Origin of the sequence: Acetobacter fallax (assembly GCF_011516735.1) — a bacterium.
Classification (GTDB): Bacteria; Pseudomonadota; Alphaproteobacteria; order Acetobacterales; family Acetobacteraceae; genus Acetobacter; species Acetobacter fallax.
In genome coordinates, this window is the sequence record NZ_WOSX01000008.1 from 105,484 (window position 1) to 121,423 (window position 15,940).

General features: G+C 60.6%; 14 protein-coding genes. 7 read left to right on the forward strand and 7 right to left on the reverse strand.

Annotated features, from left to right (window positions below; all coding sequences use genetic code 11):
- Nucleotides 1–15 precede the first annotated feature (15 nt).
- From GOB85_RS06580 to GOB85_RS06595, 4 genes are all read right to left on the reverse strand, one after another.
- Nucleotides 16–1,269 carry a hypothetical protein gene (locus tag GOB85_RS06580; protein WP_173576689.1) on the reverse strand — a complete coding sequence of 418 codons (1,254 nt, stop codon included), beginning with the start codon at nt 1,267–1,269 and terminating at the stop codon, nt 16–18.
- Nucleotides 1,270–1,423: 154 nt separating this feature from the next.
- Entirely contained in the window at nt 1,424–1,855 is a 432-nt protein-coding gene (locus tag GOB85_RS06585; protein ID WP_338421662.1) for an MGMT family protein, read from the reverse strand.
- Nucleotides 1,856–2,037: 182 nt separating this feature from the next.
- Nucleotides 2,038–3,093 (reverse strand): NAD(P)-dependent alcohol dehydrogenase, encoded by a 1,056-nt coding sequence (locus tag GOB85_RS06590; protein WP_173576765.1) that lies wholly within the window; start codon nt 3,091–3,093, stop codon nt 2,038–2,040.
- Between the two features lie 23 nt (nt 3,094–3,116).
- Nucleotides 3,117–4,172, reverse strand: a complete 1,056-nt coding sequence (locus GOB85_RS06595; protein ID WP_173576688.1) for an aldo/keto reductase — start codon at nt 4,170–4,172, stop codon at nt 3,117–3,119.
- 269 nt (nt 4,173–4,441) lie between these two features.
- Between GOB85_RS06595 and GOB85_RS06600 the strand changes: the two genes are divergently transcribed.
- Both GOB85_RS06600 and GOB85_RS06605 read left to right on the forward strand, forming a co-directional pair.
- Nucleotides 4,442–5,464 carry an AraC family transcriptional regulator gene (locus GOB85_RS06600; protein WP_242011322.1) on the forward strand — a complete coding sequence of 341 codons (1,023 nt, stop codon included), beginning with the start codon at nt 4,442–4,444 and terminating at the stop codon, nt 5,462–5,464.
- A 153-nt stretch (nt 5,465–5,617) separates the two neighbouring features.
- Nucleotides 5,618–6,406, forward strand: coding sequence for a fumarylacetoacetate hydrolase family protein (locus tag GOB85_RS06605; protein ID WP_242011323.1), 789 nt, complete (start codon nt 5,618–5,620; stop codon nt 6,404–6,406).
- A 28-nt stretch (nt 6,407–6,434) separates the two neighbouring features.
- Here the strand turns inward: GOB85_RS06605 and GOB85_RS06610 are convergent, their stop codons facing one another.
- The 3 genes from GOB85_RS06610 to GOB85_RS06620 form a co-directional block, all read right to left on the reverse strand.
- On the reverse strand, nt 6,435–8,066 hold the full coding sequence (locus GOB85_RS06610) for a M28 family metallopeptidase (RefSeq protein WP_242011330.1): 1,632 nt from the start codon (nt 8,064–8,066) through the stop codon (nt 6,435–6,437).
- A gap of 88 nt (nt 8,067–8,154) precedes the next feature.
- Complete coding sequence (locus GOB85_RS06615) at nt 8,155–8,778, reverse strand: glutathione S-transferase N-terminal domain-containing protein (protein ID WP_173576686.1); 624 nt, start codon at nt 8,776–8,778, stop codon at nt 8,155–8,157.
- The gene (locus GOB85_RS06620; RefSeq protein ID WP_456304242.1) at nt 8,775–9,737 is read right to left on the reverse strand and encodes a LysR family transcriptional regulator; all 963 of its coding nucleotides are present in this window, start codon (nt 9,735–9,737) and stop codon (nt 8,775–8,777) included. The genes GOB85_RS06615 and GOB85_RS06620 overlap by 4 nt, the downstream gene beginning before the upstream one ends.
- Before the next feature lie 155 nt (nt 9,738–9,892).
- Between GOB85_RS06620 and GOB85_RS06625 the strand changes: the two genes are divergently transcribed.
- The 5 genes from GOB85_RS06625 (at nt 9,893) to GOB85_RS06645 (ending at nt 15,881) form a co-directional block, all read left to right on the forward strand.
- Nucleotides 9,893–11,380, forward strand: coding sequence for an FAD-linked oxidase C-terminal domain-containing protein (locus GOB85_RS06625; RefSeq protein ID WP_456304241.1), 1,488 nt, complete (start codon nt 9,893–9,895; stop codon nt 11,378–11,380).
- A 13-nt stretch (nt 11,381–11,393) separates the two neighbouring features.
- Complete coding sequence (locus tag GOB85_RS06630) at nt 11,394–12,620, forward strand: FAD-binding protein (RefSeq protein ID WP_242011324.1); 1,227 nt, start codon at nt 11,394–11,396, stop codon at nt 12,618–12,620.
- A 172-nt stretch (nt 12,621–12,792) separates the two neighbouring features.
- Nucleotides 12,793–14,115 (forward strand): glycolate oxidase subunit GlcF, encoded by a 1,323-nt coding sequence (gene glcF, locus GOB85_RS06635; RefSeq protein WP_173576684.1) that lies wholly within the window; start codon nt 12,793–12,795, stop codon nt 14,113–14,115.
- A 312-nt stretch (nt 14,116–14,427) separates the two neighbouring features.
- Nucleotides 14,428–15,222 carry a hypothetical protein gene (locus tag GOB85_RS06640; protein WP_173576683.1) on the forward strand — a complete coding sequence of 265 codons (795 nt, stop codon included), beginning with the start codon at nt 14,428–14,430 and terminating at the stop codon, nt 15,220–15,222.
- A gap of 335 nt (nt 15,223–15,557) precedes the next feature.
- The gene (locus GOB85_RS06645; RefSeq protein ID WP_198912200.1) at nt 15,558–15,881 is read left to right on the forward strand and encodes a hypothetical protein; all 324 of its coding nucleotides are present in this window, start codon (nt 15,558–15,560) and stop codon (nt 15,879–15,881) included.
- Nucleotides 15,882–15,940 lie beyond the last annotated feature (59 nt).

Consider the following 15,940-nt stretch of genomic DNA (forward strand, 5'->3'; position numbering starts at 1 on the left):
CGGAAAACCATCAGATCAGGCAGCCACACCAGCCAGCGCCGCCCCGATCCACTCCAGATTCCGCCGCCGCAAATGCCCGTAATTGTAAAACCCGATCCGCTCCGGCCGAAGCTCCGCAAGCGCCGCCACCATTCCGCAAAACGCCCCCTCCGAGGCATAATCAATCCCCGCAGGCCGCAAAACCCCACCAAACTGCTCAGCCCCGCCCGCCATCTCCATAACTGACAGGGCCGTCGAGATATTCGCCGCCGGATCACGGTCATACAAACAGACCTCCAGCCCGTCACACACACCTGAGAATGCCGCGAAATCGCTCCCCTCAAGCCAGGACAGCGCCGGATCAGCCTGCACCGAAGGAATCACCCGCAACGACGCATCCTCCCGCATCGCCGCCCGGATTTCCGCCACCAGTCCGGTCACAACATCACACCGCCAGCGAACGAACGACCGGAAATCGTCATCCCGCACAAGCATCAGCGTGAGCCACGACAGACCCGATCCCGCCGGCGCATCACAGGGCCGCTCAAGATATCCCGAAACAAGCCCCTGAAGCCGCCGCTGCACCGCCTCAATATCAACCCCGGCCTCCCGCGCCGAAACCTGACACGACTCACAAAAACAGAGCCCCAGCAGCGCATCCAGCCATTGCGTCGATCCGATCAGCGCCATCTCATGATGATACCCATGCTGATAAGGCAGCCACCCCGGCGTCTCAATCACAAGTCCCTTCACCGGATACCGAAAACTCGTGTCCCGACAAAGTGCAATCGCATACTCCCGTACATCCGGATTCGCCGGACACAGACTGTAAGGATACCGGTCGCCGAAAAGATTGCGGCAGCACGCCTCAGGATGCGCCACCCCCTGCGCCGTATTGTGCAGCAACACCATCCACGCCGTCACATCCAGCCCGACGGAGGCATATGTCTCAAACACATCCGTCTCAGCCGCCAGGCGGCTCATAAGAGGCCTGATCCGGCCAAACGCTTTCGCATCCGCCCGCGTATAAACAACCCCGTCCTCAGGAAAATACACACGCGCCCCGCGCGCCTGCGGACGGAGAAACTTCCCCGTATGATACGCCCCCGCAATCGTCAGATCATTCAGCCCGAGATCACGCGCAAACGCGCCAAACTCCGCCGGATCAGCCTGCTCAGCCAGATCCCATGGATAAAGATAAAGCGCACGCGAAGACAGGGGAGGGGACATCAAAACAAACCCGGAGCAGTTCAGAGCAAAGATGAAACCGAAATAACGTTCCCAGATCATGACACACCCGGCACGACCTCGTCACGGTGCATAACCAGATGCATGACCGCCAGACGCCTCATTCCCGAAGCCGGTCTTCAACCCATAATCCCCCCGACGGAAATACGGTAGTGAACGGTCGCCCCGGATCATGCCCTTTCGCCAGCCGACCTTATCAGATCAGCGACGCAGGCCAGCGGCAGCGATCCAGACTGATGCGGTTTTTATCGTCGAACACCACACCTTCCTGTTCCAGCAAGCGCCGCTGAACGGCGTCCTGACCTTGTCTTGATGACGCACAGGACACCTCACCTTTCGCGTTGACGATGCGGTGCCATGGGATTTTTGCCATGGGGTCAGTATTGCGAAGAACATGACCAACCAGGCGGGCGCGACCTGGCAGCCCGGCCATGGCGGCGATCTGTCCGTATGTGGCCACCCAGCCGGCAGGAATGCAGGCCACAGCGGCGCGGATCGCCTCTGCGGCCTCTTCACGGTGACGAGAATATCCAGGTGGAATGATGGAAATGTTCCCAGAGCTTTGTGGCGTTTCCGAGTTTAGAATCTCTTTCAAAATCAGGGAATGCCACCGGTTCGGATCATTCACGGGGCTCTGCCCCGTCCCCCGGCAGGAGGCATGGCCTCCTGCGCCTCGCTTTAAGTGAACAAATCAGGGCCAGAGGAACTGCGTTCCTCCGCTGATTTCAGGATGAAATTCCGGGAAAAAGAGGCTGACAGTGCTAAAAAACGTCGGCGCTGCCAGCAAAAAACACACCGAACACAGGCCCTTCACGCAGCCGCCGGCATGGATGCCATATCGATCACAAACCGATACTTCACATCCGACCGGAGCATCCGCTCGTAAGCGCCCTCGATCTCCTCCATCCGGATCATCTCGATATCCGCCGTAATCCCGTGCTCCCCACAGAAATCCAGCATCTCCTGCGTTTCCGGAATCCCCCCGATAATCGATCCGGCAAAATTTCGCCGCTTCATCAGCAGACTGAACACCGAAACCGGCAGCGGATCCTCCGGCGCCCCGACCTGCACCAGCGTCCCGTCCAGCTTCAGCAGATCGAGATACGCATTGATGTCATGATTTGCCGCGACAGCATCGAGAATAAAGTCAAACCGCCCGCGCTCCTTCGCCATCGCATCAGGGTCTTTCGAGAGCACAACCTCATGCGCCCCCAGCCTGATTCCGTCAGCAATCTTCCCAGGAGACGTCGTGAACAGCACCACCTCAGCCCCAAGCGCCCGTGCAAACTTCACGCCCATATGGCCAAGACCGCCCAGCCCGACAACACCAACCCGCTGCCCCGGCCCAACCTTCCAGTGCCGCAACGGTGACCACGTCGTAATCCCCGCACACAGTAACGGTGCCGCAGCAGCCGGATCAAGCGTCTCCGGAACCTTCAGAACAAAGCCCTGATCGACAACAACTGCCTGCGAATACCCGCCAAACGTGATCCCGCGCCCGTGCCGGTCCTCGCCGTTATACGTGCCGACAAAGCCGACTTCGCAATATTGCTCCAACCCGCCCTTACAGCTCGCACAGTCGCGACAGGAATCAACCAGACACCCCACCCCGACCAGATCGCCCTTGCCAAACCGCGTCACCGAAGACCCGACCCCGGCAACCCGGCCAACAATCTCGTGCCCCGGCACGCAGGGATAAACCGTGTTCCGCCACTCATTACGCGCCTGATGCAGATCAGAATGACAGACGCCACAATAGAGAATATCGATCCGCACATCTTCCGGGCCAGTATCCCGACGCTCAAAAAAAAACGGTTTCAGAGAAGCATCAGCCGCCGTCGCGGCATAACCAGAACATGAAAACATCATTCGATTCCTTCTTAATCCGTTCAGGAAGTTTTCGGCGGGGCACCCGCCACGGCTCCGGCACGATAAGCGGTCTGACGCTCAATCATCCACCCCGGATATTCCGCGGGCAAAGCGCTGACCTTATCCAGCGCCGCCATCTCGTCATCCGATAAACTCACTGTCGCCGCCGCGATATTATCAGAAAGCTGCTCAGGATTCCGCGCCCCGACAATCACACTCGTCACAACCTTCTGATGCAGCAGCCACGCCAGAGCAACCTGCGCCACGCTGCACCCATGCGCCTCCGCAACCGGACGCATTGCCTCAATCACATCAAACGCCCGATCGCGATCCACCGGTGGAAAATCGAAATTCGCCCGCCGTCCGTCTCCCGAAACAGATGTCCCGTCCCGATGATACTTCCCCGACAGCAACCCGCCCGCCAGCGGGCTCCACACCATCAGCCCGACCTGTTCGGACAGCAGCATCGGCACCAGCTCCCGCTCCAGATCCCGTCCCGCAATCGTGTAATACGCCTGCAAAGACCGCAGCGGCGCCAGATTCTTCCTCTCCGCAATCCCGAGTGCCTTCGCAATCTGCCACGCCGCCCAGTTCGACACGCCCACATACCGGACGTCCCCGCTGCGAACGAGTGTATCAAGCGCTTCCATCGTCTCCTCAACCGGTGTCAGCGGATCAACCCCGTGAATCTGATAAAGATCGATGTGGTCAAGCTGCAACCGTTTCAGACTGGCCCGCGCCTGCGCCAGAATATGCGCCCGTGACGCTCCCCGCGCATTCACCCCGTCGCCCATCGGCCCCAGAACCTTCGTCGCCACAACAACATCGTCGCGTGCAACACCAAGATTCCGCAAAGCCTGCCCGGTAATCTGCTCGGACAGACCGCCGGAATAAACATTCGCCGTGTCAATAAAATTGATGCCCGCATCAAGCGCCGTGCGAACCAGATCATCCGCCGCCTGCTGCTGCAGATCACCAATCTGCGCCCAGATGCCGGCGCCACCGCCAAACGTCATGGTGCCGAGACACAGCTCGGAAACCAGCAGCCCCGTCTGGCCTAAAGGATTGTATTTCATGGATCGCTCCTCCGTCAGAAATCGCCGGACATGCGAACCTGAACAATCCGGTCAGCACACATCACAGCGAATCAACTCTGCCTGCCACAGAGTGCCGCCATATCCTCGGTCGGGGTAGCGAAATCCAATCCCGTTCTTGCCCGATTCAATCACAGAGACGATAACAGGCCCGTTCCATGCTTTACACCCGCCCGGACACATGGTCTCCCTGCTGACCATGAAAGAGCCCGCCAGACAGACAGGGACACAACCCCGGGCGCTCCATCCCGATGCCCCGTCGCGCCTACCCGATGCCAGTCATTTCCGCGACAATCGCGAAGACGCAGAGACCTGCCTGTCACTCGTCCTTTCGCGCCACAAGTGAGAGATCTCCCGAGATGCCGTCAGCCCTCTCCACCCTCCGCGAAACCATCCTCCGCCACGCCAGTGAAGCGCACACACAAACCACGCTCCCCGGTCTCTCTCTGTTTCGCACCGAATGCCAGACCCAGCCCGTTGACTGCATTTACAAGCCCCGCCTCTGCATCATCGTCCAGGGCAGCAAACAGGTCGTCGTCGGTGATCGCATTTTCACCTACGATGCCGAAAAATACCTGATCGCCACCGTTGATCTCCCCGTCACCGGCTGCGTTACCCAGGCAACTCCCGAAAGCCCTTACCTCTCCCTGAGCCTCGATCTCGATCCCGCCGACATCGCCTCGCTCCTTCTCTCCACAGGTGCCACACCACCGGAAACCCACACAGCCCCCGGTCTCGCCGTCAGCACCCTCACGGAAGATCTCCTCTGCCCGATGGCCCGGCTAACCACCCTGCTTGATACCCCGGACGACATCCCCGTCCTCGCGCCTCTGATCAAAAAGGAAGTGGCCTACCGCCTCCTGCAGGGAGAACAGGGCGCCCTGCTGCGACAAATCGCTCTCGCCGACAGCTATCTTTCACAAATAAGCCGCGCCATCGCCTGGATACGCGATCACTACGCCAGAGCCTTCGATATCGACACCGTCGCAAAAATCGCTGGCATGAGCACACCCTCTTTCTACCGCCACTTCCGCGCCGTCACCATGATGAGCCCCCTGCAATACCGAACCCGAATCCGTCTGCAGGAAGCCAGAAAACGCCTGCTGACAGACGGAGAAGACGCCGCCGAAGCCGGCTTCGCCGTCGGCTACGAAAGCCCCTCCCAGTTCAGCCGCGATTACCGCCGCCTCTTCGGCTCACCTCCCGCCCGTGATGCCGCCAGACTGAGAGCAACCACAGCACCGGAACTGTCAGGCATCCCGGCAGATCTGTAACCATCGGCGCATCACAAAAAATTGCGACACACCCGATGCGAAATATGATTGATAAAAAACCTGATTATTACGTAGTTCTTCAAACTATAAAAACAACAAACAGGCACACGTCACAAACCGGAAGGTGATGCACACAGCCTGAAGGACCATGTCATGACCTCACGACGCTTTGTCCTGTCCTCCGGTCTCGGCATAGCCGGACTGACCAGTCTCGCAATGGGCTCCGGGCGCCTCCAGGCAGCACAGGCCGCTTCGCCGGCATCCGTCATCCCCCCGCTTCCCGTGCCCGCCCTGCCTGTAGCCGGACAAAACGCCATCTTCCCCGTGCGGAGAGTTTACTGCGTCGGGCGGAACTACCTCGCGCATATCAAAGAACTGAATCACGACACACGAGAACCCCCGTTTTTCTTCCAGAAAGCACGGGACATGCTGGTTCAGAATAACGCCGCCATCCCATATCCGACGCTCACTCATGATTACGAGCACGAAATCGAACTCGTGCTCGCCATGAAATCCGGCGGAATGAACATTCCCGTATCAGACGCGGAGAATCACATCTATGGCTACGCAGTCGGCCTGGATATGACCCGACGCGATCTCCAGAAACAGGCCCAGGAAAAGCGCCAGCCATGGGAAGCCGGAAAATCGTTCGACAACGCCGCGCCATGTGGCAGCATTGTCCCCGTGACGAAGTCAGGTCACCTGAACAAAGGCCGTATCCATCTTGAACTGAACGGACAGACCGCCGCCGACGGCAACCTGGAGGATATGATCTGGAGCCCGGCGGAGATCATCGCCCACCTCTCCACAGCATTTGAGATCGCGGCAGGTGACCTGATCTATACCGGCACCCCACGCGCCGTCGGAAAAGTCAGCCCCGGCGATAAGCTGGCCGCCCATATCGACGGTCTGCCTTCCCTCCGGATCAGCATCCTGTCCTGATCCCCCGAAACATCATGATCCCATCGGATCACTTCCGCTCCTGCTCCGTCTCCGCCCGAACCCCGGCAAACTCCGATCCCGTCTTCCACTGCGGCCAGTCATGCGAAAACGCCATCCTGCGTCCCACCGCATAAACCAGCGCCGCATCCTCGGCCGCTCCACGCAGATCCCATGACGCGCTCCAGGAATCACACGCCTGGTGATAGCATTTCATGTAAGCCTGCAACCACGCATCCCCCGCCGGAACACCGCCCGTCACAAGATCATACGCCCCCGCCATGTCCATCACCGCCACAACCGGAACCCCGGCCCGTGCAAACGGCAGATGATCCGCCCGGTAAAACGCCCCGCGCTCCGGCTTCGCCTCAGGCTGCATAACGCGCCCCTGATCCCGCGCTCCGGTCACCAGATCATCCTGTAACGTGTCCTGGCCAGCCCCGATCACAAACGCATTATGTGCCGGTCCCGCCATCTGCAACACATCGATCGTGAAATTGGCAGCCGTTTTCGCAAGCGGCGCCAGCGGATGCGCCACATACCACGTCGAGCCCAGTAGCCCGCGCTCCTCCGCCGTCCACGCCGCAAACATCACCGTCCGCTCCGGCACCGGTCCCGCCCGATACGCCCGCGCAATCTCCAGAACCGCCGCAATCCCCGATCCGTCATCAATCGCGCCCGGCCGCATCACCGTCCTGCCAGACGCATCCCGGCTCACCCCGAACGCATCCCAGTGCGCCCCATACATCACAGTCTCATCAGGATATTTCGCACCCGTGATCTTCCCGATCACGTTATGACTCTGCAACCGGGCCACCGAAACCGGCACATCCACCGTCAGCCCCATGCCCTTCAGCACAACAGGCTTAAATCCGGGATCACGCGCCTTCACCCGCAACGTAGCCAGATCAAGCCCCGCCCGGGCAAACAGCCGCGCCGCCGCATCGCCCTCAAGCCACCCCTGCACCGAAACCGGTTTCTCCGCGCTATCATCGCGAACAATGTCAAACGCCTCCTGACCCGGCGCAATCACCGTCGACCACGGATAAGACGCCCCCGGCGTGTCATGAACAATCAGCGCCGCCACCGCCCCCCGACGCGCCGCCTCTTCATATTTATAGGTCCAGCGGCCATAATACGTCATCGTCCTGCCGCCAAACCGACCGGCGACAGCCTCTCCCGGCTGAGCATCGAAATCCGGATCATTGACGAGAAAAACAGCAACTTTTCCCTTCAGATCAACGCCCTTATAGTCATCCCACTTCCGCTCCGGCGCATGAACCCCATACCCGACAAATACCAGCGGCACTCCCTCGATCTGAATCCGCTCATTCGGTAAAAGCGTCGAAAGATAAATGTCTTTCCCCGGAATCAGCGCCGTCGATGAGCCATCCATGGTCACCTCAAGCCGTGACGGCGCCCCAACCCGCGTCCGCAGTAACGGAACCGCCTGCGTCCAGCCGCCGTTCTCTCCGCCCGGCTCCAGCCCGATCGCCTGATACTGCGCAATAATCCACGCAACCGACTTCTCCTCGCCCGCCGTCGCCGGCGATCGCCCCTCAAAAGCAGGCGACGCCAGAACCTTAATCGCCGCCGACATCCGCGCCGGATCAATCGGCGCCCACGGCTCCGCCGCCCGCACAACCCCCGGCACCGCACACATCACAAACGGCAGCACGGCCATCAGCGGACGACGAAAAACCATAAACCCTCTCCTCACTCAGCCAGGGCCGCACCCCAAAGCGTCGGCATCAGCACAGTAAAACCGGCACATCCCCGGCCCGCCACGGCTCAAACCGCCTCATCGCCCGCCTAAATAATGACGACGCAACAAAGCCCTCAAGCCACCCTCGTACACAAGGCAAAGCCAGCCCATCAAACCACTCCGGCTCCACCGCCGCAAATTGCCGCACAAACGGCGCAACCGCCGCATCCGTCAGCCCAAAACGCTCCCCACACAAAAAACCACCCGAAAACCGCCCCTCCAGTTCCTCCAGAAACCTCATTCCCTCCGCCCGATGCTCAGCCGGATCACACCCATACCGCGTAAAATACTTGTAGCGATCAAGATGAAACTTAAACGCCCCGTCACACCGCCCAACCAGCCCCAGATCCGCTCCCTCCAGCCACCCCTCCGGATCAGCACGCCCCAGAGCCCACAACATCACCTCCAGACTTTCCTCAATCACCACCCCATCCGGCAAAACCAGCACCGGAACCGTCCCTTTGGGCGACGCCGCCAGCATCGCCAGAGGCTTGTCCCGCAACACCACCTCCCGAACCTCAGCCCGAACGCCGCTAACCAGCAGAGCCAGCCGCGCCCGCATCGCATAAGGACACCGCCGGAAACTGTAGAGAATCACGGCCCCCGTCACCCGGCCTCCGCCTCCCACTCCCGACACGCCTCCCGCAACACCGTCACAAACCGGGCCACCAGCGGCGCATGCCGCCCCCGCAACACCGCAATCGCCAGCGAAGCCTTCGGCGCCGGTTCCTCAATCGGATGAAACGTCACACCCCCCGCATGAATCTGTGACAAAGACTGCGGCACCACCGAAACCCCAAGCCCCGCCGCAACCAGCGGAACCGTCGCCGCAATCTGCGGCGCCTGCTGCCCCATCTTCGGCGTAAAGCCCGCATGCTGACACGCCGATAAAATCGCATCATGAAACCCCGGCCCAAGCTCACGGGGGAAAATGATCAGCGGCTCAGCCTCCAGCATCGAAAGCCGGATCGCACCGCTCCCCGCATGCTCATGCCCGCTCGGCAACGCCGCAACCGTCGGCTCATCCAGCAGCGGATAAATCGCCAGATCCCGATCGTCCGTCACCGGAGGCCGAACAATCGCAACATCAACCCGCCGCTCATGCAAAGCCGCCGAAAGGGCAGGGGTGTTGCTCTCCTCAAACGACACCACCACCTCCGGCCACGCCTCGCGAAACCGCCGGATCGTCGATGGAATGATCGGCAGTAGCGAAACCGCCCCCGCCAGACCGACCCGCAAATGCCCCCGCTCACCCCGCGCCATCCCGCTCGCCGTCGCAACAAACTCGTCCGACAGCGCCAGAATCGTCCGCGCCTGCTCCAGCAACGCCGCACCAATATCCGTGAGCACAACACCCCGTGTCAGCCGCTGAAACAGCGCCACCCCAAGATCTTTCTCAAACTGCCGGATCTGCTGGCTCAGCGGCGGCTGCTCCATCCCGAGAACGGCCGCCGCCCGCGTAAAACTCCCGCATTCGGCAATCGCCACGAAATACCGTAATCTCCGCAGATCAACCGCGCGTTGCCATTCCATCATCGCCTCATCACACTCTGAGAGTGAACCTGCCATGCACCGCCAAACCCTCGGCTCACACCAGTCCCCGGGGTATCCTCGCCACGACACCGCCCGCCGTAAACATACGGCGAATCAGTACGTTAAGACGCCGGACCGTCAGACGGTCGCCGCGTCACCAGACACGGGAGCCTGACGCAGTCACCATGAAGATGCCAGTCACAGATCCAGGCGTCATCGCCCGCCGCGAACAGCTCGCCACAGGCCTCCGCGCCATCGTCGGCGCCGAATGGGTCATCTCCGAAGAGTCAGAACGCGCGCCCTATCAGTGCGACGGCATCACCGCCTACATGGCCATGCCTCTCCTCGTCGTGCTCCCCGCCTCAACCGACGAAATCCGCCGCGTCCTCCTGTTCTGCAAGGAAAACGGCGTCAAAATCGTCCCCAGAGGCTCCGGAACCTCCCTCTCCGGCGGCGCACTGCCCGTCGAGGACGGCATCCTCCTCGGCACCGCGCGCCTCTGCAATATCCTCGACGTAAACCCCACCGAACGTATCGCCCGCGTGCAGCCCGGCGCGAGAAACATCACCGTCAGCGAAGCCGCCAGCCCCCATGGCCTGTGCTACATGCCAGACCCGTCCAGCCAGATCATCTCCACCATCGGCGGCAACGTCGCCGAAAACGCCGGCGGCGTGCACTGCCTGAAATACGGCGTCACCTCCAACCACATCCTCGGCCTCGAAGCCGTCCTGATGAACGGAGACGTCATTCATCTCGGCGGCAACTACCTCGGCGCAGCAGATGGCAGCCTCGATCTCATCGGCGTCCTCACCGGCTCCGAAGGCCTCCTGGCCGTCATCACCGAAATCACCGTCCGCCTCGTCCCGAAGCCCGAAACCGCCCGCGTCCTCTCCATGAGCTTCCCCAGCGTCGATACCGCCTGCCACTGCGTCGGCGCCATCATCGGCAGCGGAATCATTCCCGCCGGCCTCGAATTCATGGACCGCAAAGTCCTCGACGCCGTCGCCCCCCTCATCCAGGAAACCTTCGACGCCAGCACCGCCGCCCTCCTGATCTGCGAACTTGACGGCTGCAAATCAGAGGTCGACGCCCTCGTGCAGTCCGTCACCGCCATCGCACAGAAAGAAGGCGCCATCGAAGTCCGCGCCAGTAACTCCGACGCCGAACGCGAACGCATCTGGCGCAGCCGCAAACTCGCCTTCGCCGCCATCGGCAAAATCTGCCGCGACTATTACTGCACAGATGGCACCATCCCAAGAAACCGCCTGCCGGATGTCCTCGCAAAGATGGCCGAATTTTCAAAGAAATACGGTCTCGATTACGCCAACTGCTTCCACGCCGGCGACGGCAACCTTCACCCCATCATCATGTATGATTCCCGCAAACCCGGCGATCTCGAAAAAGCCGAGGAATTTGGCGCCGACGTCCTCCGCACCTGCGTCGATGTCGGCGGCGTCCTCAGCGGCGAACACGGCATCGGCGTCGAAAAGCGCGACCTCATGACCCACCAGTTCACCACAACCGACCTCGAACAGCAGCAGACTCTTCGCTGCGCCTTCGACCCCACCGAACTCCTCAACCCCGGCAAGATGTTCCCGACACCCTGCCGCTGCGCCGAGTTCGGCCGCATGCACGTCCATAACGGACAACTCCGCTTCCCCGACGTGCCGCGTTTCTGAAAGGATCATAACCATGTCAGAAACCGTACAAAAAGCAGCCACAGCCATGCGCCCGACAAAAGTCGAAGACGTCGCCTCAGTTGTGAAAGACGCCGTCCTCAGCGGCCATAAACTCGAAATCAGAGGCAACGGCACCCGCACCGGCTACGGTAACCCCGTTCAGGCAGACACCACCCTCGAACTCGGCGGCCTCGACCAGATCGAGTTCTACGAACCCGAAGAACTCGTCATCCGCCTCGGCCCCGGCGTCACCATGCAATCCCTCCAGGCCACCATCGCCGAACGCGGCCAGTACCTGCCCTTCGAGCCCCCGTTCTGGACCAGCCTCTACGGCACCGATCCCGCCCGTGCCACCATCGGCGGCACCATGGCCTCAGCCCTCTCCGGCCCCCGCCGCCTCTTCACCGGCGCCGCCCGCGACTACATCCTCGGAATCGAAGGGATCAACGGCCAGGGCGAACACTTCGTCGCCGGAGGCCGCACCGTTAAAAACGTCACCGGCTACGACGTCAGCAAACTCATGGTCGGCTCCTTCGGCACCATCGCGGCCCTGACTTCCCTGACCCTCAAGCTCTGGCCCGCCCCACCCCGCGAACAGACCCTCCTGTTCGAAGCCACGGATCTCGCCGCCGACCTCGCCCGGACCGCCGAAATCCTCCGAGCCCCCATCGCCGTCAGTGGCGCCACCCGTCTGGAAACCCCGCAGGGCTGGCAACTCGCGTTCCGCATCGAAGGCATGGAGGAAGGTGTCGCGGAACACGTCGCCGAACTCACCCGCCGCATGGCCCGCCCCGTCGCCGCCACGCTCGATGATAAAGACAGCGCCGCCCTCTGGGCCTCCATCCGCGAACTCGACCCCCTGAACGCTACCCCCGACGACCTCATCTGGCGCGTCAATCTCCCTGTCTCCCAGGCAAAAAGCTTCATCGATGCAGCCGGGCAGGGCGGCGGTCTGTCCCGTTACTTTACCGACTGGGGCGGTGCGGAAATCTTCTGCGCAACAAAACCGGAAACCGCTACAGACGCCGGCGTCACCCGCCTCCGCGCCCTCGCCAAAGCCAGCAGCGGCCACGCCACCCTCGTCCGCGCTCCGGACGCCCTCCGACGCAGCCAGGGAGCCTTTCCCCCGGCCTCCGCAGCCGTCGCCGCCCTGTCCGCCCGCGTCCGCAAAGCCTTTGATCCGATGGGCCTCTTCAATCCCGGTCGCATGACTGTCGCAGGGCAGGGGAGTAAGGCCTGATGGCGATCTGTCCTCAGGGCTCCGCCCCGAACCCCGGCAGAGGTCGCAGACCTTTGCAAACCACTATGTGTAACACATCAGGGTGCGGAGAGCCGCGCTCCCAGCCGGGTTCGGGCAGCGCCCGAAAAACACCAGCTCACCTCCCTGAACAACAATAACAAAGCCGGAACCGATGCTCAGCCACATCCCGCAGAAACTGCTCGACAGCAACCCCGACATCGCTCTCTCCAGCGACATCATCGGCAACTGTGTCCATTGCGGCGTCTGCCTCTCCCACTGCCCGACCTACACAGTCCTCCACAACGAAAACGACAGCCCGCGCGGCCGCATCTTCCTCATTAAGGATATGTACGAAACCGGCGGCGCACCGGACTCAAAAACCGTCGAACATCTCGACCGTTGCCTGACCTGCCTCGCCTGCGAAGCCATCTGCCCGTCCGGCGTCGAGTATTCAAAACTCATCGGCCACGCCAGAGAATATGTCGAGGAGCACTACAAACGCTCCCTCTGGCAGCGCTCCGTCCGCTCAACCCTCGAAATCCTTCTCCCAAGACCCGAACTGTTCCGCCTCTCCCTCTACGCCGGTAAACTCGGCCGCCCCTTCCGCAGCCTCTTCTCCGGCACCATCCGCGCCATGCTCGACATGGTCCCGAAAAATCCCCTGCCTGCCATAGGTAAAATCAACAAACCCGGCCTCTATGCAAGCCCGGACCAGCCCGCGACCGGCCAGCGCAAAAAGCGCATCGCCCTTCTCACCGGCTGCGTCCAGAACACCCTCGACCCCGCCATCAACGACGCCACCGTCCGCCTCCTCAACCGCCACGGCGTCGATGTCGTCGTCGCACGCGGCGCCGGCTGCTGCGGTGCCCCCGCCGAACACATGGGCGACGAAGACAAAGCCCTGCCATACGTCAAAGCCAATATCGACGCCTGGCTCCGCGAAGCCGACAGCCCCGAGGGCCTCGATGCCATCGTCATCAACGCCTCCGGCTGCGGCACCTCCGTCAAAGCCTACGGCCACGTCCTCCGCAACGATCCCGCCTGGGCCGAAAAAGCCGCCCGCGTCAGCGCAATGGCCAAAGACATCACCGAATTCATGACCACCATCGGTCTCAGCAAACCCGTCATCGAAACCGGCCAGCGCGTGGTCTACCACTCCGCCTGTTCCATGCAGCACGGTCAGCGCATCGTCCTGCCCCCCAAAACCCTCCTCAGAGAAGCCGGCTTCGAAGTCCTCGATGTCCCCGAAGGCTATCTCTGCTGCGGCTCCGCCGGAACCTACAACCTCCTCCAGCCCGAAATCGCCAACCAACTCAAAGACCGCAAACTGAAAAACCTCAAATCAGTTCACGCCCAGATCGCCGCCAGCGGCAACATAGGCTGCATCACCCAGCTCGCCGACGAAGCCGGAATCCCCTTCGTCCACACCGTAGAACTCCTCGACTGGGCCACCGGCGGCCCCATCCCTCCGGCGATGGCGAAGATGGCGCATTGATACATTTGTTTGTGAGCAGAGCCTGACAGGGATATCCGGGCTCTGCCCGGACCCGGCAAAGGTCGCAGACCTTTGCAAACCTTTTGGCAGGATGAAACAGGCTGCGTTTTTTATGGAATGTTGTGGCAGTTTACAAATATGTCCGCTCTCGCCCTCATGGCAGATCTCGAACTAACGTAAGCTATTTCTCGAAAGCTGCCATTGCCGACGGGGCTAGGTTGCGGTCTGTATGGGCACACAGCCGCCTTTGCTACCATCCGAGTAGTCTGGGGCACACGTCTTTTTCAGATTACTTCAGGATTCGAAAACGCCATGAGCATTTTCACTAATGTCGACCTCGCCCGATTCAGCACTCTTGTGCGTGACGCCCGCTCCCCGGCCTCACTGCTGGACGACGGCTCTCTGCTTCTCGGGACGAGCGGCAACGTCACCACGACCTGGGCGCCATTCGACTACACACCGAAGACGGCCCGTCTGGTCATCTGCGGCATTACGCCCGGCCGCACTCAGGCGGTCAACGCACTCACTGCCTTCGGCGAGGCGCTTAAAGCAGGTGCCGGACAGGAAGAAGCCCTGCGCACCGCCAAACTGACGGGCAGTTTCAGTGGGGGCATGAGAAACAATATCGTGCGTATGCTCGACTTCCTGACGCTTCATCATGTTTTTGGCGTTTCAAGTTGCGCTGATCTCTTCACGCCGCAGCACGAGCTTGTTCATATGACGTCGGCACTCCGTTATCCCGTATTTGTCCGAGGCGAGAATTATAACGGAACCCCGGCGATGCTGCGCACACCGATGCTACGTGGAATGGTCGAGGAGATTCTTGCGGAAGAGGCCCGGCTGCTGCCTGATGCTTTCTGGCTGCCACTTGGACCGAAACCGACGGAAGCACTGGCTCATTTGGTGAAGCGCGGCGATCTAAAGGCAGAAAATGTGCTCGAAGGTATGCCACATCCGAGTGGCGCGAACGGAGAGCGGATCGCGTATTTCCTTGGTGAGAAAATGCTGGCAGATCTCTCTGCAAAGACTGTCCCCGGCCCAATTGATGCGGCGAGAGAGCGTCTGCGTAAACAGATATCCAATCTCCTGTCGAGCCTAGCAGCATGACTACAGACGGTCATCCCTTCCCGGCAACCGACTATCCGCTCTCTCCCCTGACTGGCCTGTCTACTCAGTAATACAGGAGCAGACAGGCAGCAGTCGCCTCATTTCAGACACACTGCGTAGCGATTTGATTTGCTCATGGCGAACAGTCTGGAAATGACTCCTAGAATGTCCGTTTAATAGTGGGCTTCCAAACATATCAAATATCCTCATGTTGGACTATTCGAACCACAATTATCAGGTTAGCATTAACCTCAAATATTCAAGACCGTGATTGTGTTGATGAATTAGGTGACGATTGTGCACATAATTGAATTAATTGGGATGAAGCACAACTGATGCTCGACCAGATGTTCACCGCAGAGAACTTTCGTCGCATCTACGATGCCGAGAACCGCAAGGGTGTCGACTTAGCAACCCGCTATTTCCCGACACTCAATCCGTTTACGCTCGCTGTACGTGACAAAGTGCAGGAGATTCGTAATCTGCGTAAAATCGAAGCCACGTTGGCGGCTAGTGATTTCAAGGCACAGCTGCTTGCATTAAAAGCCGAACTAGCTGACTCAAAGGCAGCTAAGTCATCCGCTGTAGATGCCCTGATGGATGACATCAGAGGTGGTCCCCATTTTTCGGACAGGGCGATAAGCTATCATCTGGCCTGAACGAGGACGGGTTTTATGGGCAAGGTTACGCGGAAACGGTATGCGGCAGAGTTCAAGTC